The 19,463-nt window shown below is 50.9% G+C and carries 15 protein-coding genes; 10 read left to right on the top strand and 5 right to left on the bottom strand.

Annotation, left to right across the window (positions count from 1 at the left end; genetic code table 11):
* Nucleotides 1-61: 61 nt before the first annotated feature.
* The 4 genes from ACFSW8_RS14490 to ACFSW8_RS14475 all read right to left on the bottom strand — a co-directional run bounded on the left by ACFSW8_RS14490 (nt 62) and on the right by ACFSW8_RS14475 (nt 4,192).
* On the bottom strand, nt 62-748 hold the full coding sequence (locus ACFSW8_RS14490; RefSeq protein ID WP_377088087.1) for a PEP-CTERM sorting domain-containing protein: 687 nt from the start codon (nt 746-748) through the stop codon (nt 62-64).
* A gap of 104 nt (nt 749-852) precedes the next feature.
* On the bottom strand, nt 853-2,373 hold the full coding sequence (locus tag ACFSW8_RS14485; protein WP_377088085.1) for a FecR domain-containing protein: 1,521 nt from the start codon (nt 2,371-2,373) through the stop codon (nt 853-855).
* Between the two features lie 166 nt (nt 2,374-2,539).
* The gene (locus tag ACFSW8_RS14480; RefSeq protein ID WP_377178598.1) at nt 2,540-3,130 is read right to left on the bottom strand and encodes a sigma-70 family RNA polymerase sigma factor; all 591 of its coding nucleotides are present in this window, start codon (nt 3,128-3,130) and stop codon (nt 2,540-2,542) included.
* Between the two features lie 156 nt (nt 3,131-3,286).
* Nucleotides 3,287-4,192 (bottom strand): sugar phosphate isomerase/epimerase family protein, encoded by a 906-nt coding sequence (locus ACFSW8_RS14475; RefSeq protein ID WP_377088082.1) that lies wholly within the window; start codon nt 4,190-4,192, stop codon nt 3,287-3,289.
* Between the two features lie 397 nt (nt 4,193-4,589).
* Here ACFSW8_RS14475 and ACFSW8_RS14470 point away from each other — a divergent pair, with 397 nt between their 5' ends.
* From ACFSW8_RS14470 to ACFSW8_RS14425, 10 genes are all read left to right on the top strand, one after another.
* Nucleotides 4,590-5,426 carry an AraC family transcriptional regulator gene (locus ACFSW8_RS14470; protein WP_377088080.1) on the top strand — a complete coding sequence of 279 codons (837 nt, stop codon included), beginning with the start codon at nt 4,590-4,592 and terminating at the stop codon, nt 5,424-5,426.
* Between the two features lie 40 nt (nt 5,427-5,466).
* Nucleotides 5,467-7,575 carry a DUF7133 domain-containing protein gene (locus ACFSW8_RS14465; protein WP_377088079.1) on the top strand — a complete coding sequence of 703 codons (2,109 nt, stop codon included), beginning with the start codon at nt 5,467-5,469 and terminating at the stop codon, nt 7,573-7,575.
* Between the two features lie 1,017 nt (nt 7,576-8,592).
* Nucleotides 8,593-9,210, top strand: coding sequence for a hypothetical protein (locus tag ACFSW8_RS14460; RefSeq protein WP_377088075.1), 618 nt, complete (start codon nt 8,593-8,595; stop codon nt 9,208-9,210).
* A 21-nt stretch (nt 9,211-9,231) separates the two neighbouring features.
* Nucleotides 9,232-11,436, top strand: coding sequence for a DUF7133 domain-containing protein (locus ACFSW8_RS14455; RefSeq protein WP_377088074.1), 2,205 nt, complete (start codon nt 9,232-9,234; stop codon nt 11,434-11,436).
* 70 nt (nt 11,437-11,506) lie between these two features.
* Complete coding sequence (locus ACFSW8_RS14450) at nt 11,507-12,952, top strand: sulfatase family protein (RefSeq protein ID WP_377178596.1); 1,446 nt, start codon at nt 11,507-11,509, stop codon at nt 12,950-12,952.
* 195 nt (nt 12,953-13,147) lie between these two features.
* The gene (locus tag ACFSW8_RS14445; RefSeq protein WP_377088069.1) at nt 13,148-13,897 is read left to right on the top strand and encodes a 3-keto-disaccharide hydrolase; all 750 of its coding nucleotides are present in this window, start codon (nt 13,148-13,150) and stop codon (nt 13,895-13,897) included.
* Between the two features lie 301 nt (nt 13,898-14,198).
* The gene (locus ACFSW8_RS14440; RefSeq protein WP_377088068.1) at nt 14,199-14,939 is read left to right on the top strand and encodes a VC0807 family protein; all 741 of its coding nucleotides are present in this window, start codon (nt 14,199-14,201) and stop codon (nt 14,937-14,939) included.
* A 58-nt stretch (nt 14,940-14,997) separates the two neighbouring features.
* The gene (locus ACFSW8_RS14435; RefSeq protein WP_377178594.1) at nt 14,998-15,876 is read left to right on the top strand and encodes a DUF4261 domain-containing protein; all 879 of its coding nucleotides are present in this window, start codon (nt 14,998-15,000) and stop codon (nt 15,874-15,876) included.
* Between the two features lie 8 nt (nt 15,877-15,884).
* Entirely contained in the window at nt 15,885-16,322 is a 438-nt protein-coding gene (locus ACFSW8_RS14430; protein ID WP_377178592.1) for a YchJ family protein, read from the top strand.
* A gap of 1,015 nt (nt 16,323-17,337) precedes the next feature.
* Nucleotides 17,338-18,066 (top strand): substrate-binding periplasmic protein, encoded by a 729-nt coding sequence (locus ACFSW8_RS14425; protein ID WP_377088060.1) that lies wholly within the window; start codon nt 17,338-17,340, stop codon nt 18,064-18,066.
* A 195-nt stretch (nt 18,067-18,261) separates the two neighbouring features.
* On the opposite strand, the gene ACFSW8_RS14420 is transcribed toward ACFSW8_RS14425, so the two are convergent.
* Nucleotides 18,262-19,320, bottom strand: a complete 1,059-nt coding sequence (locus ACFSW8_RS14420; RefSeq protein ID WP_377178590.1) for a hypothetical protein — start codon at nt 19,318-19,320, stop codon at nt 18,262-18,264.
* Nucleotides 19,321-19,463: the final 143 nt, after the last annotated feature.

Below are 19,463 nucleotides of genomic sequence, written 5' to 3'. Positions count from 1 at the left end.
CAGGAGCCACTTCCTCAACTTAATACTAAAAAACGATGTTGAAGACTTAGCTGATACCGCACTAGCGCCTGCGACGACGGCTCAATAAACTTAAGCCCGAAAGCCCAATCAACACACTGCTGCTGGGCTCAGGAACAGACGCCACCGCAAATGGGCTATCCCCATTGTCATAGAGTGCCATGTTCGAAAAAGTAATCACGTTTTCTGAACCATTTCCCCTCCGAAATGTAAAACCATTGCTATCAATCACACCCGCATTCCATGTATTCGTAGGCTCGTCGTAATCAGCCACTGGAGTACTGCCTGTCCCCAGTGCAGGATCCAACCATACTTTCACAGTGCCCGGGTCTGCAGACCCAGATACCCCCAAGTCATACTCAAGTACCAAGGTGAAATCAGTATCCATCGGTATCGCCGTCGCCGGACTACCCAGGTCTTTGTTCCCATAGTAGTTAAAACCGATGTTAGATTGCTCCCAGAGTTGACCAAATACATCCCCAGCCGAATGACTCCATCCTCCAAAACTTCCCGAGGTGTCAAGCACCCCCGGGTTGGTAGGATTGCTGAAGTTCATAGTTACCGTAAAGTAAACAACGCCCTCATCATAACTAAACGTCTGCCCTGGAAAGAGACTCGCAAATGTCTCATTACCATCGGTACTTTTCGTGTAATCTGGAAATGAGAGGACCCCTGCTGCCGCGACTGAACAGCTCGCTAAAGCCACAGCCAATGATAGTGTTTTTTTCATAGTGTATCTTCGTTTGTTTGCCAATTTCTTGGCCTTCACCCACATACAGACACACCCACTAAAGGTTACGGATCTTTTTTCAAAAAGACACCTCCAACACCACTCTATCGCTCAAGTGGTAATACGGAACGCCAGCTCAAACCCACACGTATCTCGTCAAAATCTACCCGATGGATCCCCCCATTTCCTGAACGTAACGTAATCCTACTGAATGGGGGAGCACCCTGATAGCGCATCACAGGCTCCATATCTTCCTCCTCCACACTCAGATCAGGATCTATAAAGATGTCCGTCAACTTCCGTGTCTGGTCAATCCGTACCACAAATAAATGCACCGCCGAATCACTCGGAACTTCAAAACTATCTTGCTTCGCCTCCTCATTATAGCGTGAACCATAAGCATCATACGGACTCAAATCCCCTACAAATAAACGTTCTTTGTATGCGCCTTCATACAAAATTAATCCCCCAAACGCCCCTCCTGACTTAGGCTCACGCTGCTGCATTAAAAAACTAAGATACACAACGCCTTCACTAGGTAAGAAACCTTCGGGTAAATCCAAGGCATTACCTACATGCCCCACCCCCATGGTCTGAAACCCTCCTCCTTTGCTCAACAAACGCTCCTCCCCCTGAACATACCCTAGTCCCTCATCTCTAAAAATGCCACGACCTGCCCATCGCTCTATCTTACCATACCCCTGATAGGGCTCATCCTTTCTCTCCCCCTCCGCATAACCCACAAAACTCTCCTCCATCCTCAACAAACGAGGTGTGTCATTCGCATCATGCGGATCCTTCCCGTAATGAAGCTCAATCACATCACTCACCCCATCCCCATCACTATCAGGTAAAATAGGATCTAACGGAACCTCCAATCGGTGCGCCAAAAAATCCGTCTTCACCAGCGCGCCATCCTTTAAAATGCCAGCCTGACCTTCCGATAAACGCTGCATCCCCCCCTTCACCTCTGCTTCCACAAGACCTTCATTCACATGCACCTCCGTCCCTATCGACGTCCCCGTACTCGTCACAAACTTCGTCCCCAAATCCACCACCTTCCCATCATCAGTATCAATGGTAAACCCGTGTGCATACGTCGGTGCATAAGTCTGCACACGCCCCTTCTTCAGCGCTATGCGTTGCGCATCTACCAACTCAAACTCCGCAGGACCATTGATGTGCAACCTAGCCCCAGCACGCATCGCTATCCCCAATTGCGCCCCCTCAGGAATCGATAGACGCCGCGCCTCCAAACCTTGACCAATCTTCAATCCCACACCATCCGCAACCTCATTCGTGTCCGTTATCGTAGCAACCACCACCACTTCAGGCTCCAACTCTTCCACCGGATTCGGCAAAAAATATCCCACCGCCAACGCTGCCGCCAATCCTAGCGGTACCCAGTAGCCTTTCAACCACCTCGCCGCCCCCCCTTCACTCTCCCTCTCCGGACGATTCAACCCTCCCTGCAAATCCAAACTCGTCTCTAACAATAGAGCCTCCAAGTAGCCATCCATCTGCTCTGGATCCCGCTCCAATGCTGCACGAAAATCCCGAAGCTCCTCTTCGGTGACCTCCTTGTTCTCTATCTTTTCGATCCACTCTTGCCAGTCGCTTTTCATGCCCTTCATTGATTATACATCCAAATCTCTCCAAGGTTACGGAGAATACCTCTGCCCGATTCCAGAAAACTACAGGACCCAACTCTAAACCACGAGCTTGCAGTCCCACCCCTCACGCGCTCTCGCGTCACCCACCCCATGCTGTCTGAATGAAAATACATTGCTCTCACTTGAATGACGGTTTGGTAAAAGATGGCTCCTCGGACCGTGCCGTCTCTACCCTCCCAGACACACATAACTTTAACTTCGCTCGCGCACGCATCAACTTCTGCTTCAACGCACCCACCGATGTACTCCACCGCTCCGCCACCGTCTCTAATGGTGTCTTATTCTGATAACGCTCCTCCACCAAACTCTGAGCCTCATCACTCAACTCCCCCAAACACGCCTCTAATGCCACACCATACATCTCCACCTCCATCGCCCTCCCATCAGCCGAGTCTGCAATGTTTTCGATCAACTCTGACTCTAGAACATCCCACTGCACCCGCTTGTATTGCTTCAGATAGTTCAAACATTCAAAACGTGCCACTGAGAATGCCCACGCTTTAAAATTTGTCCCCATCACATAATAACTCTGCTTCTTGAACAAAATGATGTTCACATCTTGTAACACATCCCTCGCGTCCTCAGGGTTGAAAACCATCGAGCGAATATAAAAGTACAGAGGCTTCTGATAAACAGCAACCAAGCGGTCGTAATCCAACGACCCCTCATCCACTCTCGCATCCTCTTTCTTACGATCCGTATCACTCATCTCTACTGCCCAGTGCCTCATCTATGTGACGCATCCAGTACTCTCACTCTATGAGGGATCATTCATTCCTTCGAGAGATAAATCTTTTCTTTTTAAATTGCGTAACCTCTCAGCCAGCAGAGATGTATACCTAACTCAAACCCTCTCTCGCCTCTCTCACTTCCCTCCTTGCGCCAACATCTCCGAGCGCACTTTCTCTAATAAAGCCAAGGTCTTCCGAATCCCTTCTTGCTCAGAAATGTTCCCTCCCTCCCACTCAATTCCAACATACCCCTTGAACCCAGATGCCAGCACGATCTCCATCGCTTTGCGAAAATCCGTCTCAGCCTCATTCCCATCCGCATCAAAAACCCGACTCTTCGCACTCACTCCCATCGCAAATGGCATCAAGTCCCGTAAGCCTTGATAACGGTCATAGCTGTGGAAATTTCCAAAGTCAGGTAGCGAACCACAGTTCTTCATCCCCACCGACTTTAAGACACCCGCCAACCACGCGCCATCCGATGACAATCCCCCATGGTTCTCCACCAAGACATTCACACCCATCGGCTCCGCAAACTCAGATAGCAACCTTAAGCCCTCAGCCACTCGCTTCCCAGCCTCCTCACGTCCACCGTGACCATGCGCATTCACCCGTATCGAATGACAACCCAAAAACTTCGCAGCCTCCACCCACTTCTTGTGCCGCTCCACCGTCTTTTCAGTTTCTGCGCGCGTCTTTCCCCCCATGTGCCCCTCCCGATCCACCATGATCAATACATTCTCCACCCCCACATCCGCAGCCCGCTTTTTCAATTCCCCCAAGTACGACTTGTCCTTCGCCTTGTCATAAAAAAAACCATTCACATATTCCACCGCACCTATCCCAAATTCCTCTTTCGCATACCTCGGAAAATCTAAGTTATCTAATTTTCCTGCATGGATCGTCCGGTGCAACGACCACTCCGCTAAAGAGATGTCAAATAGCTTATCACCCGTCCCCGCACCATAAACCCTCGGAACCATCGCTCCCGCTATGACCACCTGTGCTAGACCCAATATGAATTCTCGTCGTTCTATCATTACTCTATCAATTTTCTATTTGTTTATAATCTCTACTCCATTCACCACCCCACTCTCTCTAACATTTTCATATAGCACCCCCTGCGCTAAGCTGCCCAACATGCAGCTCGCTATGATTGTTTGTAGTTTCATATTGTGTTTCGTATTTCGGGTTTTTCTCAGGTGAACCAAGGCCCACCAACATCGCGAGAACGCAGCACCCCAATGCCTCTCCGGCCAGCACGACCATTCAAAACTCTGGGGGCTCATACTCTCGGCAACCTCTTGATTGCTCGACGAGTCAATCAGCTTCAGGCACGATTGAAAATGCACCCACCGGGCACATACCTATCCCAGGTACGCATCGACATGCTTTTGCATGTACACCCCACTTTTCTCACTCCAGCTTCACATATCCATGCTCACACCACTCTATTCAGACCCATACTTGAGAGATAGCATCGACTTAGTCCGTTACTCAGGTGACTGCCGACTTGGCAAAGTCATCTACAAACCGGGTGGGTTTTGGCCTCTCACAAATTATGATTTCTATGAACTTTTTGGAATCACCCATGGCTCGGCGATACTCAATGTAAATAATACCTCAGTCACCGTATCAACGGGCAATGTATGCCTGCTCCCACCCCATGTCGATGTCACCAGACACTTCTCCAAAGAAACTGAAACCCATCAGTTTTGGATGGCATTCAATTGCGAACTGCTCACAAAAAATACCCAAAAACTTGCCAAAGATGCTCCTCTTTGCCTGCCCATGTCACCTGCTTTCAAAGCACTCATTGAAGCAGGTTTCTCCATCCCTCATACCCATTCAGAAAGTGCATGCCATTTCCTCGAAAGCCTTGCCGAATGTGCCGTCGCTGAATACCTCAATATGGCAGAGTACACCCAATTCTCATCCCTCACCCACGGCCCCGTTCACAAAGCCCTCAACGTCCTCCATAACCAATACGCAGACCATGATTGCCTCCCAAAAGCGATCGCCGCCTCCCATGTCACTGCCAACCATCTCACCAAACTTTTCCAGAAAGAACTCCAAACCTCACCCAGTAAATTGCTCTGGAAGATCCGAACCATTCGTGGCCTCGAACTGACAAAAGAAACTGCTCTCCAAGTGAGTGAAATCGCCTTCCTCTGCGGCTTTAGAAATCCATACCACTTCTCACGCCTTATCAAACAATACTGCGGAAAATCACCGCGCGAATTGAGAAATTCACAACAGTCCCCCCTGTCCTAATTCCCACTCACACCCTATCCTTTCTAATCCATCCTCATCTATGACCACTTACTCAATACTCTTCTCCCTCGCCCTCATCGCGCACACCCTCGCTGCTGAAACAAACAATCCTAACAGACAAACAGATGGCACCCTCCTCCCACTCAGCGCCGAGGAGAGCCTCCGCCATATCGAAGTTCCAGATGGCTATAACATCGAACTCGTCGCCTCCGAACCCATGGTCCAAGAACCTGTCTGCTTCACCTTTGACCCACAAGGCGCACTCTTTGTCTGCGAATGGAATACCTACATGCAAGACCAATACGGTACCGGCCAAGACCAACCCGTATGCCGCATCGTCAAACTTACCGATACCAATGGAGATGGAAAAATGGATCATCGATCAGTCTTCGCTGACAAACTGCTCATGCCACGCTCCATCCTCGCCCTCCACGACCGCATCCTCGTGCGCCTCTCACACAACGATACAATCTATGCCTTCTTCGACTCTAACAAAGATGGAGTCGCCGATAAAAAAACAGTCGCCTACCAAGGACGTAAAGTCGGCGGAAATATCGAGCACCAAGATAATGCCCTCGTCTGGAACGCCGATAACCGTATCTACGCCACCGGACAAATCTACCACTATAATGCTGGCACACTCGAACTCCAAAAAAACTTCGGCCGCTACGGCCAATGGGGCCTCACAAGAGATGACCTAGGTCGCATCTACGGCAGCGGCAATAGCATCCCAGTCAAAGGATGGCACTCACTCGGTGGATTTCCCATCCTCACCCCCCACTCAGACCCAAAGATCTATCAAGCACACTTCACCTGCGATGTCGATGACGCCACCGACCCCGGCCGTAATGTCACATCCACTGGTGGCCAAACCATCATCCGTAGCCCCCAACTCCAGCCCTTCTACGGAATGTACGCCATCCCTGACCCCGTCAGACGTATGGTCAAACTCGTCGACTTCCATAACAACAATGGCACCCGCAGCGCCGTCGTTCCTAAAGGCTTTGAAACCACTGAATTTATCCGCAGCGCCGATACCTACTTCCGCCCAGTCTGGACAGACATGGGGCCCGATGGCGCACTCTATATCGCAGACATGTCCCGAGGTATTATCCAAGAATCTCAATGGTTCCCCACCGAACGCACTAAAGACCCAAACCAAAGATGGCTCGAAAGATACCACCGCACCAAAGATTGGGGCATGCTTCAGGTCAATAGCCGCGGCCGTATCTACCGACTCGTCCCCGATGATAAATCGTTGTTAGACCCGCAACCTAAGCTCAATGACCTCTCTAGTAAACAACTCGTCTCATACCTCTCCCACCCAAATGCTTGGTGGCGTGATACCGCCCATAAACTCATCGTCCTGCGTAACGATAACTCCGCACTCCCTGCCCTGCGCCAAACCCTCACCCACAAACAACCACTCGCACGGCTGCTGTCCATGCGCTGCCTCCAAGCCTATGATGCTCTCACTCTAGATGACCTCACCAATATGTTAGCGGATTCTAACGAAAACGTCCGCACCCATGCGGTTGCCATAGCCACCGAGTACCTCCCACAATACAAAGAACTCCAATCCCCCCTCCTCAACATGCTCAATGACCCCTCCCCACTGGTCATCGACCAACTCTACGCCAGCTTCTCTACCCTCCACTCAAATACCTGGCTCCAAGCACGTAAACAACTCGTCCAACTCCACCCCCATCACTCAGGAATAAAACTCCAAACTAAACACCAAAACGCCCTCCCCCATCACCTCAAAAAATTTAAAAAAGCTGCCGAAACCTACGCCGGATTCTGCGTCGACTGCCATGGCGATGGTATCAATGGACTCCGTGATGACTCCGGCCTCATGGCCCCCGTCTTCTCAAAAAATCAACGCCTCAAAAACCAAGACTACCTCGTAAAAGTCCTCCTCAAAGGCATCCAAGGCCCACTCGGTAACGCCGAAACCTATTCCGCCGGCATCATGCCACCACTCGAAAATATGTACGACGACCAACAAATCGCTGACCTCGCCAACTACCTCGGCTTCCGCTGGGCCTCCTGGAAAAAGGAAATCAGCCCAGAACATGTCTCCCAAATCCGCAGCGATATCAAACAACGCACCACCCCCTGGACTTTCAAAGAACTCGAAACCAAGTAAATCACTCCTCCCACCCCTCAGCAACGCTCGCTCACGAGCCTTGCTCAGACTGTTGAAAACCTCATCGAGGTTTCGGCTCCAAGCCCAGAGTGGCAGAGCCAACTCTGGGGACTAACAAAAACCGACTAGAAGTCTGAAAGACTTCAGGCTTAAAAAATGATGTAGACCCTTATGCCTACCCACCTTTGGCCTTGAGTGCTGTATGTTCACGACTAGACCCTAGGTTTTCACTCGCGGCTCGACTCTTAAGCTTAGGGATTCAAATCCCCTTAGAATTTTCCAAGGGATTACTTTAGCCACTACCTCAGCAACGCTCGATCACGAGCGTTGCTCAGACTGTTGAAAACCTCATCGAGGTTTCGGCTCCAAGCCCAGAGTGGCAAAGCCCACTCTGGGGACTAGCAAAAACCGACTAGAAGTCTGAAAGACTTCAGGCTTAAAAATGATGTAGATCCTTATGCCTATACACCTTTGGCCTTGAGTGCTGTATGTTCACGACTAGGCCCTAGGTTTTCACTCGCGGCACGACCCTTAAGCTTGGGGATTCAAATCCCCTTAGAATTTTCCAAGGGATTACTTTAGCCACTACCTCAGCAACACTCGCTCACGAGCCTTGCTCAGACTGTTGAAAACCTCATCGAGGTTTCGGCTCCAAGCCCAGAGTGGCAGAGCCCACTCTGGGGACTAGCAAAAACCGACTAGAAGTCTGAAAGACTTCAGGCTTAAAAAATGATGTAGATCCTTATGCCTATCCACCTTTGGCCTTGAGTGCTGTATGTTCACGACTAGACCCTAGTTTTTCACTCGCGCCTCGACTCTTGAGCTTGGGGATTCAAATCCCCTTAGGATTTTCAAAGGGATTACTTTAGCCACTACCTCAGCAACGCTCGCTCACGAGCGTTGCTTTTTTTGTACCCAGCCATTTCTTTCCGTAACTTTTCACCCAGCGCGCTGTAACACCAATACCAACACACATCTCACCCTAGAGATCTCAACCATTACCCATTCATCCACACCATGACACCCTATTGGACACTCAGCCTGCTCACCCTCCTGCTGCCACATTCCCTCATCGCAAATACTTTCCAACAACAAGTCACCAATCTCAAAAATCAACCCACCCCCAGTGTCTTCCGTTCCGTCATCAATGACAGACCACGTATGCTCACCATCCTCCTCAGTGACTCACACGCCATCTCATACGACACCGGAATCGCCTCCATCGGACTCGCCTGGAAATCCCACCAAGCCCCACCAGTCAACCTCATCGGTGCCGTCTACAACGGGAAGCATGGACCACAACCCACCACCAATGGAAACATGTTGTTAGTAAATGCAAAGCCTGAATTTTCTACCCCCCTGGGCTCCATCCACTTCCTCTCTCACTCCTTTAAAGAAGATAAAATCATCCTGCGCTACGCTATCAAAGACTCCTCCGGCACCCACCTCGCTACTATCGAAGAAATCCCCCAGTGGCACCAACAAACCCTCAGTAGGTCCATCCGCCTCACACCTGCCCATCTCGGCTCTAAAGTCACCTTCACCCCTGCTGCCGGCCTCCATTGGAAATATAACAATCAAGCCTGCCAGTCGCTCAACCTCGCCCAAAATCGCACGGTAACTACTAGCCTCTAACATTTTTCAATTCTCACCACCATGAAAGCCATTCTCTTTCTCATCACCTGCATCACTGCCCCACTATCTGCCAAAACAATCACTGGAGAAACTGCCACCCTACGCGGCCCCAACGGCGGTAGAGAACTCACTTGGAACAACAACCTCCTTCGCTTCTGGCATTCCCCAAACTCTATTCCTGAATGGCAATTCACAGCCACCTCCAAAGGCTCGGTCACCCTCAGCATCACCTATGCAAACCAAGATCAAGCCGGCACCACATGCCGAGTCAGCCTCGGCAATGACCAACACAACTTCACCGTCCAAGACACAAAATCTTGGAGCCAGTTCAAGACACAAACCGTCGGCACCTTCCACTTCAATAAAGGATCACAAACCCTCAGTATCGACCCACTCTCCCTCAACACTCGAGCCGTCATGGACCTCAAATCCATCACACTCTCAGGCGATACCCACCTGCTCAAACTCGTCACCCCACGTACTCCAAAGCGCCCCGGAGTCCTCCAAAAACTCAATGCCCCCCATCCTTCCATGCAGGTCACAGACCTCACGCCTGAAGGCCTCGACCTCCGCGTCACCGGCATCGATTACCTCAGCGATGGCACCATGGTCGTCAGCTCATGGGACAAATGGGGATCAGTCTACCTCATCCGTAATTACCGTGGCCCGCGCGAGAAAATGACCATCCATCGCTTCGCCCAAGGCCTCGCCGAACCACTCGGTGTCTGCGTCGTAGACGACACCATCTACGTCCAACAAAAACAAGAACTCACCCGACTCCGAGATACCAACAATGATGGTACCTGCGATGCCTATGAAGTCGTTTGTAACGCCTGGGATGTCTCAGGAAATTTCCACGAATTCGCCTTCTGCCCCATCTACAAAGACGGCTACTTCTACGTCGCCCTCGCCATCGCAGTCAATAAAGGAGGCGCCACAACCAACCCACAACAAAAAGACCGCGGTACACTCATCAAAATTAATCCAAAAACTGGTACCTACGAAGTCCTCGCTGCTGGCTTCCGTACACCTAACGGACTCGCCCTCAGTGCCAATAAAAAACACTTCTTCCTCACCGATAACCAAGGCGATTACCTGCCCGCCTCCAAACTCATAGACGTCCGACCCGGTCGCTTCTATAACCATAAATACTCCCCCCCGCACCCCATGAGCTCACTCCCAGTCAGCCCACCAGTCGCCTGGCTCCCACAAAATGAAATCGGTAACTCACCAACCCAACCACTCGAACTCACCCATGGCCCCTACGCTGGCCAACTCATCTTTGGTGATATCCACCACGGCGGCCTCAAACGCGTCTCTCTCCAATCCATCAATGGAGAAATCCAAGGCACCGTCTTCCGCTTCGCACAAAACCTCCGCGGCGGCATCAACCGACTCTCCCTCACTCCCGATGGTAACCTGATCGCAGGCATCGCTGGCGATCGTGGAAACTGGGGCAATGGCCAACGTAACGGCCTCCTGCGTATCGCATTCTCACCCACAACTACCTTCGAAATCCACTCGGTCCAAACGCTTACCAACGGCCTCAAACTGACCTTCACCCAACCACTCGCAGAAGGACTCGGATGGGACCCAGCATTCTACCAAATCGATTCCTATACCTACAAACCTACCATCAAATACGGTGGCCCAAAAATCGACCGCCACAACCTCACCGTCACCGCCGCCACCGTCTCCAATGACCGAAAACATGTCTTTCTAGAAATTCCTAACATAAAAACTGGTTACGTCGTCCACGGAATCCTCTTCCCAGATCTCATTGACTCTAACACACAAAAAGCATGGGCCGCAGAATGGTGGACCACCGTCAACCATATCCCCACTAACCAATTCGGCAAAACACTGGCGCCACCCAAAAATCCCACCCGCATCATTCCCAATAAAAAAGCCACCATCACACCCCATACTCTCGCTAAAACCCTCTTTGCCGAAAACTGCCAGTCATGCCATAAAACTAGCACTGAGAAACTCGTCGGCCCCGGCCTCGCTGGCCTCATCGGAAAATCACAAAAAGTCATCCGAAATGGCGCAGAAACGACCATCACTATCGATAAAGCATACCTCCGCCGCGCCATCACCCATCCAAGCCACGAATTCCCAACCGGCTACCAACCCATCATGCCAGCCCTCGGCCAAAACTTCACCGACAAACAATTAGATGCCCTCGTCGATTGGATGAGCTCCCTCACACCCAATCAAGAATGACGCAAAGGATATGAACCTATGTCGCACAGCGTGTAACATTCCACTACCATGGATCAGTATCCATCCCTGTATGACTCTCAAACACCTCATCCTGCTCTTTCTCATCACAAGCCTCTCCTCGGCTGAGCAAAGACCCAACATCGTCTTCTGCATCGCCGATGACTGGGGCTGGCCACACGCCAGCAGCTACCATGACCCCGTAGTCAAAACCCCACACTTCGACCACATCGCAAAACAAGGTGTCCTCTTCCAACACGCATACGTCTCATCCCCATCCTGTACCCCCTCTCGTAACGCTATCCTCACCGGAAAATACCACTGGAGCCTAGGCCAAGGCGCCAACCTCTGGAGCCACTTTCCCCAAGGGGAACACACCTTCCCCAGAATACTCGAACGCGCCGGCTACCACGTCGGCTCCTACCGTAAAGCATTCGGCCCTGGTAAAGATGCCAAGCCTCCAGCCGCCGGTAAAATCTACAAATCCCCAGATCACTTCTTTACATCCCTCCCACCCAATCAACCCTTCTGCTTCTGGTTTGGTACCTCAGACCCACACCGCTCCTATAAAAAAGGCTCAGGCATCAATAGCGGCATGAACCCCAAAAAAGTCCGCGTCCCTCCCGTCCTGCCAAATACCCCAGAAATCCAATCCGATATCTGCGACTACTACTTCGAAGTCCAACGCTTCGATTCCCAAGTCGGTGACCTCCTCAAACTCCTCGCAAATAATGACCTCTTAAAAAATACCATCGTCATCATGACCAGTGACCATGGATGGCCATTCCCACGAGGAAAAAGTAACCTCTACGACCTCGGAACGCGCGTCCCACTCGCCATCATGTGGCCTAACGCAATCAAACATACCAACCGCACTTTCACCGACTTTGTTAGCCTAACAGATATAGCCCCCACATTGCTCGAAGCCGCTAACATCTCCCCTCCCGCCCCCATGCACGGCCGTTCACTCCTCCCCATTCTACAATCAAACCAACTCTCCGACCCACAAAACAAACGCGCTTCCGTAATCACCGGCAAAGAACGTCACACGCCTTGCCAAGAGTCTGGCTCCCAAAGCGCCCCCTGCCGCGCCATCCGCACCCACCAATTCCTCTACATCCATAACTTTAAACCAAATCGATGGCCAGCAGGGGCCCCAGTCGGTGAAAAACGCAGCAACTACGCAGACATCGACGACAGCCCCACTAAATCCTTCATCCTCAAACATAAAGATGATAGTAAATACTCCCAGTTCTATCAGCTCGCTTGCGCCAAACGCCCTCAAGATGAACTCTATGACCTCTCTAACGACCCTCACCAAATCAATAACATCGCCCATAAACCACAATTCCAAAACACCCTCAAAACACTCAAAAATCAACTCTTCGAAAAACTCACCACCACCGGTGACCTCCGTATGACCAACCACGGTGACCAATACGAAAATTGGCCCTACCTCGGACGCACTCAACAATCTAATACCATTGAGCGAAACGGAATGAACGAATGGTCGGAATGAGCTTGTAGAATATCAAGGCGGAGTGAAGGCCTGATGTGGGCATCAGAACTGAATGACAACGATGACATTCTGTAAGATAATCCGATTTACTCTAAAATCGCGAAGCGCAAACTTCACAAGACTCAACCACACTCCATTCGTCTATTCCGAGTCGAGAGATGGTATAATAGAAATAAAAAGTAACACCTCAAATCTATGAACTACCCACTGATATGCTCCTTAGGAATCGCCCTCACCTGTTCTAGCTACGCCCAGGAACCAGGTAAAAAGCCCAACACACCCAAGCAACCTTGGAGTGACTATGTCGTCCATGACGGCACCCGACCCACCCCACAAAAAGTTCAAACAAATGGAGCTATCACCACCCCTGCCCCAGCCGATGCCATCGTCCTTTTCAATGGCACTGACGCCTCAGCATTCACCAAACAATGGAAGGTAAAAGACGGAATCCTCATCGCCTCACCAGGAAATACCCACACCAAACAACACTTCGCTGACTGCCAACTCCACATCGAATGGCGCGTCCCCGCCAACCGTAAAATCAAAAATCAAGCAGGCGGCAATAGCGGTATCTTCCTCATGGATAAATACGAAATCCAAGTCCAAGAAAGCCATACCAATGTCACCTACGCAGATGGCCAAGCCGGTGCCCTCTACGGCCAAACCCCTCCCCTCGTCAATGCCTCTTCACCCCAAGGCGAGTGGCAAAGCTATGACATCCTCTTCACTGCCCCCAGATACCAAGATGGTAAACTCATCAGCCCCGCCTATGTCACCGTCATCCACAATGGTGTCGTCATCCACAACCACCAAAAATTCTATGGACCTACCGTCTTTAGAAAACTCGCAAAGTACCCAGAGAAACACCCAGAAAAGGCACCCATCCGACTCCAGTGGCATAGCGACCCCATCGAATTCCGCAATATCTGGATCCGCCCACTCTAACCACCACCCAGCCAAAGCCTACCTCTGGTAACACACTGCCGTCCCACTCCCCCCCGATCCCAGCGGATGCTCACTGTTGAAAAACCTCATCGAGGTTTCGGCCCCAAGCCCAGAGTGGTAAAGCCCACTCTGAGGACCTTCAAAAATCAACCTGAAGTCTGAAAGATTTCAGGTTTAAAATAATTCAGACCGTGATGCGCCCCCCCCACGCTCTCACAAAACCCAGCTGAGACAGCTTCTCCCGCAACTGCGACTTCCCGCTTGCATCCTCCGCAAAGGAAAGCCACAACTGGCGGCGCATATGACTGCTGCCAAAGAAGAAAACCCATTGGTCAATATCCTGATCAATGTCCTCCTCCCTACCGTCATCCTCAGTAAACTCAGTAAAGAAGGTGACGCACTCTACCAACTCGGCCCCACCTGGGCCATGGTCGCCGCACTCGCACTCCCACTCGGCTACGGTATCTGGCACTGGCTCAAACACCGCACCCTCAATATCTTCTCAGCCGTCGGCATGGGGGCTATCCTCCTCACTGGCCTCATCACTATCTACCTCTGGTACAACGAAAATGCCAAACCCCACGTCGCCTGGATCTTTGGCATCAAAGAAGCCGTCCAACCCCTCATCCTCGGCTCCCTATTCCTCATCACCAGACGCTCCACCAGCCCACTCTTCCGCACCTTCATCTACAACGACGCCATCTTCGATATCAAACGCATCGAAAAAACCGTCGCAGAAAAAAATGCCATCTCCGAATACGACGGACTCATCTGGAAATGCACCCTCTACTTCTTCGGCTCCTTCTGCCTCAGCGCCGTGCTCAACCTCGGACTCGCGCACTACTTCCTCGGTGACCTCTCACCCAATATCGAAAACTGGAAAGAAGAATACAATGGCATCGTCGGCAGCATCACCCTCTGGGGCTTCCTCGCTATCGGTGTCCCCATGATGGTCGTCGCCTGCTACATCCTCTACATGATGATCAATGGCTTGGAAAAACTCACAGGACTTGATAAAGAAGCTCTCCTCCTCCCACGCTAACCACTCATACCACTTCGCGATCCACCCTCAGACCGCAGCCCAGAAACACACACCCATCATGCGCACTCTAGGAATCCTACTCCTCCTCATCCTCCCACTGCTCAACGCCCAAACCACACCCGCAGACATCCCCACAAAAGGACTCGTCCCACTCCGAAAAGCCCCTGAAGTCCAGTTCGCTTTCCTCTGCATTAACCAAACCACTCCCGCCACTACTGAGGCCCTCAAAGCCTCCCTCGTGAAATGGTTCCAACTCAAGTCACCAAAAGACATCCACGAGTTCAAATTTAACCAAGACTCCCTCGCCTTCTCCTGGCGCATCGGCCGATCCCGATTCGTCGCCACTCTCGAAACCATCCCCATCCCAAAAGATGATATCCGATATGCTTCGAATAATTCCCTCCACTGGCCAGATGCTGAAAAATCCATGATCGCCCATAAGGCAAACTACACCATCTCCTGTAATAGCATCCACCGCATCCCCTGGCACGCCACCCTCGACCTCACCAAGGCCCTCGCAGCTTTCACCGAAACCCACGATACCGCAGGCCTCTACTGGGGAGACGCCTCCATCGTCCACTCCCCCACTAGCCTCACTAAACAAGCCCAATACCAACACGACTCAGATGCCAAAGTCCCCACCCAACTCTGGGTCGGCCTCCTCTTCGAATCCGATACCAAGGGCGGTTGGAATATTTTTACCGATGGTATGACCCCACTCGGCCATAGAGACATCGAGATCCATAGCTCACAACTCCAACGCACCCAACTCTTCTCCTTCCTCAACCAACTCAAACACGACGTCATCACCCGTAAAGTCTCGCTCGCCAACGACCTCCTCATCGAAGACCCAAAAGGTAATGAATGGAAAGTGACCAAGGGCAAGTCAGTCATCGGCAAAAATGCCCCAGTCTGGGTCCTCGTCCCAACCAACTAATCCATCCCATGGACCACCAAGACCAACAAGAAGATCGCCCACTGCGTATCAGACTCCGCTCTGATTGCCCCTGCGGCTCCCAACAAGCCTACAATGACTGCTGCCGCCCCTACCACATCGGTAAAGCCCAACCCAAAACCGCTGAGCAACTCATGCGAGCTCGCTACAGCGCATTCTTCTTCCGGCTCCCAGATTTCCTCGTCAGCACCACCCACCCAGATACCAGAGAAAAAAACCTGCGCGCTGAACTCGAATCCTTCCTACCCACCGCCATGTGGCGCTCACTCAATATCCTCAGCTCTAGCAAAGGCGGCCCCAAAGATAATAAAGGAAAAGTTGAATTCGTCGCCCAATGCCACGAAGATGGCCAACTCCGTGAACTCTACGAACACTCACGCTTCCGCCGCCATAAAGGCCAGTGGAAATACCTCGACGCCAAAGGCTAAGACACCCCCAATCCCAACCAGATAGATGCTCCCAGCCCAAGGTCGACCCGACTTTAAAAACCTGGGGAGGACAGCCAACACACCTCACAACGCTGACATCCTTGCGCCCCCCCCGCATCCCAACCAGATAGACGCTCCCAGCCCTAGGCCGACCCAACTGTAAAAACCTGGGAAGGGCAACCAACACACCTCACAACGCTGACGCCCTTGCGCCCCCCAGCATCCCAACCAGATAGATGCTCCCAGCCCAAGGCCGACCCGAAGGTAAAAACCAGAGAAGGGCAACCTACACACATCACAACGCTGACAGCCTTGCGCCCCCCGCATCCCAACCAGTTAGACGCTCCCAGTCCTAGGTCAACCCGACTGTAAAAACCTGGGAAGGGCAACCAACACACCTCACAACGCTGACAGCCTTGCTCACCCCAACAGTTTCCAACAATCCCAACGGGATGCAAACTGTTGGAAAACCTCATCGAGGTTTCGGCTCCAAGCCCAGAGTGGCAAAGCCAACTCTGGGTAATTGCAAAAACCAGACTAGAAGTCTAAAAGACTTCAGGCCTAATAAATGATTGAGCAGTGATACCTCATAACCTCGGTCCTTGAGTACTGTATCTTCACGACCAGACTCAGGGTTTTCACTCGCGGCACGACTCTTAAGCTTGGGGATTCAAATCCCCTTAGGATTTTCCAAGGGATTACTTTAGCCACTACCTCAGCAACGCTCACTCACGAGCCTTGCTCAGACTGCTGGAAAACCTCATCGAGGTTTCGGCTCCAAGCCCAGAGTGGCATAGCCAACTCTGGGTAATTGCAAAAACCAGACCAGAAGTCTGAAAGACTTCAGGCTAAAAAAATGATTGAGCTGTGATACCTCATAACCACGGTCCTTGAGTACTGTATCTTCACGACCAGACTCAGGGTTTTCAAAGCGCTTACTTTGTGTCCACATCGCCGAACTCTGGCATTTTTTCATTCCCTGCTTAGACCATTTCACGCTATCTTCCCAGATGCCATGAAATGCCTTCTCCTCGCCCTCTTCACCCTCACTATCCCCCTCCATGCCAGAGAGATCATCGTCGCTACAGATGTCTGGCAGGGCTACTCCGCTAAAGACTCCCGTGGCTATTACATCGACCTCCTCAGAACCATCTTCCCCAAACCCGAATACCAACTCAAATTCGAGTTCGTCCCCTTCAAGCGCTCCATCATGATGCTCCAAAAAGGAGAAGCCGATATCCTCCTCGGAGCCTACCCCTCTAACCTCCCAGCCCAACAACTCGCCAAATTCCCCACAGACTCAGACTCCGTCAGCGCCGCCGTCTCCAAGCAACTCGCCAAAAATTGGAACGGGAAACAATCCCTCACCCATAAAAAAATTGTCGCCCGTACCGCCTACGGATTCGACCGCTACTTCTCAAACCCCATCACCTACTCAGAGCAACCCAACCTCAAAGCCATGCTCAAAATGCTCAAAATGGGACGCGTCGATGCCGTGCTCGACTATAAAAAGGACATGGCCACCTATTGGAACCTCCTCGATATGCAAGACCAATGGGTCATTATCGATGGCGTCATCACCGAAAATGTCTACCCAGGCTTCGCCCTAGACCAAAAGGACCTCAAAGCACACTACGAAAAAACCTTCCTCACACTCTACCAAAACGGCACCATCAAAACACTCATGCAAAAACATAAAATCGCTAAAGAACGATTCCCCATCATCGATAACCCCACCCCCTAACTCCCTCTCTCCCCTCTCCAGACAGAGACACCCATCACCTTTACCTCCGACAGGGACGACTGTCCCCAGTCGTCCAGTGGACAAAACTCCTCATCCCCCAATAACATCACGCCCCCCGCCCCTAGACTACCCAGAATCCGCTACAGTCCGTCCTTCAATGGGATATTGCCAACCAATCTTACAAAAAAACCTCCATCACACAAGCCACTCAGTTTTCTTGAAAAGACGTGTTTCTGGGAAATACCCCATCCCGTCTTTATCGAAAAAGTCGAGATAATAGCGATAACCTTCTGCGAGAATTTCGATCTTTACTGATACCTCAAAACCGTTCTCCAATGTGAGAATACCCAGATCCTGAAGCTCTTCTTTTTTCAGCTTTTTCCGACGTTTCTCTCTCTTAGCCCACGATTCAGGGTGTAATTCATGCCATCTTAGTTCATACTGTGCAGCAAAAGAATTCTCTCGAACTTCAGCTAAAGCTCGATTCAATGTTTCAGAATAATCGTGAACATGTCCTTCGCAGAACCATCTATGTCCTCCGATTCCTAATCGCGAGTAATAGAACTTGTTGCCTAAGGCGTCTTTATCTATCCAATCTTTAGCCCATCTCTCAATGGCTACCAACTCCTCTAACAGTGAATTACCACAGTGGCTATACTGAAAGCGACCTTCTTGCTGTTTTTGAGTAGGGTTTTCCCCAACCTTGAGCAACAATGAGTTGGTGAACTCCTTATAGGATTGAACAAATGACTCAAAAAAAACGTCACTCTTATCATCAAATTCAACCTCAGGAATATCACCACCACTACGCACATAACGCCCTAAAGCCTGACCAGTAGAACTGACATTAAACATTAGAGAGGGGAAGTCTTCTTCCCCTCTGATGACGCCATCATTTGTATAGCGAAGCATAACCGATACAGGCCTATTGGCTGTTTTAGAAAAATAGACGAATTTTAAAGTCTGGTTGGACCCCTCCTCCTCCCAAATATGCCATTTAGAATAAACAACATTCTGATCTATTACACTCTGTGAGCTTTCAAGTTCTTTATCAGCACAGATGTCAGCACAAGAAGCACCTCTAGGAATGACGAACTTATCCAAGTCAGCCGTGATCAAATCTTCATGGATGATTTCTTTAGAGACACCATTGCAGCCACCATTAGGCTCCCAACGACATGTTTTCCCTGGCTTCTGAATCGCAGACAAAAGCTTCTTCGCCTCATCCAATTCTAATACTTTACTAACTATCACAGCTTAATACTTTTTTATTTGAGACACCTACGAAACCTCCCACTCAGTTTTCTTGAAAAGGCGTGTTTCTGGAAAATACCCATGCGCGTTCACTTAAGGAGCTGTAGTTTATCCATCAGCGACTTACGACTTCTTCGATCCAT

The organism is Rubritalea tangerina, assembly GCF_042683245.1.
GTDB classification, from domain to species: Bacteria; Verrucomicrobiota; Verrucomicrobiia; order Verrucomicrobiales; family Akkermansiaceae; genus Rubritalea; species Rubritalea tangerina.
This window is presented reverse-complemented; position numbering and strand designations above follow the sequence as displayed.

Bases quoted from the DNA above. Each gene is read 5' to 3' on its own strand.
- ACFSW8_RS14425 (WP_377088060.1), top strand. From the start codon at position 17,338: ATGAAATGCCTTCTCCTCGCCCTCTTCACCCTCACTATCCCCCTCCAT.
- ACFSW8_RS14465 (WP_377088079.1), top strand. From the start codon at position 5,467: ATGACCACTTACTCAATACTCTTCTCCCTCGCCCTCATCGCGCACACC.
- ACFSW8_RS14440 (WP_377088068.1), top strand. From the start codon at position 14,199: ATGACTGCTGCCAAAGAAGAAAACCCATTGGTCAATATCCTGATCAAT.
- ACFSW8_RS14450 (WP_377178596.1), top strand. From the start codon at position 11,507: ATGACTCTCAAACACCTCATCCTGCTCTTTCTCATCACAAGCCTCTCC.
- ACFSW8_RS14475 (WP_377088082.1), bottom strand. From the start codon at position 4,192: ATGATAGAACGACGAGAATTCATATTGGGTCTAGCACAGGTGGTCATA.
- ACFSW8_RS14470 (WP_377088080.1), top strand. From the start codon at position 4,590: ATGCTCACACCACTCTATTCAGACCCATACTTGAGAGATAGCATCGAC.
- ACFSW8_RS14460 (WP_377088075.1), top strand. From the start codon at position 8,593: ATGACACCCTATTGGACACTCAGCCTGCTCACCCTCCTGCTGCCACAT.
- ACFSW8_RS14480 (WP_377178598.1), bottom strand. From the start codon at position 3,130: ATGAGTGATACGGATCGTAAGAAAGAGGATGCGAGAGTGGATGAGGGG.
- ACFSW8_RS14490 (WP_377088087.1), bottom strand. From the start codon at position 748: ATGAAAAAAACACTATCATTGGCTGTGGCTTTAGCGAGCTGTTCAGTC.
- ACFSW8_RS14430 (WP_377178592.1), top strand. From the start codon at position 15,885: ATGGACCACCAAGACCAACAAGAAGATCGCCCACTGCGTATCAGACTC.
- ACFSW8_RS14485 (WP_377088085.1), bottom strand. From the start codon at position 2,373: ATGAAAAGCGACTGGCAAGAGTGGATCGAAAAGATAGAGAACAAGGAG.
- ACFSW8_RS14435 (WP_377178594.1), top strand. From the start codon at position 14,998: ATGCGCACTCTAGGAATCCTACTCCTCCTCATCCTCCCACTGCTCAAC.
- ACFSW8_RS14455 (WP_377088074.1), top strand. From the start codon at position 9,232: ATGAAAGCCATTCTCTTTCTCATCACCTGCATCACTGCCCCACTATCT.
- ACFSW8_RS14445 (WP_377088069.1), top strand. From the start codon at position 13,148: ATGAACTACCCACTGATATGCTCCTTAGGAATCGCCCTCACCTGTTCT.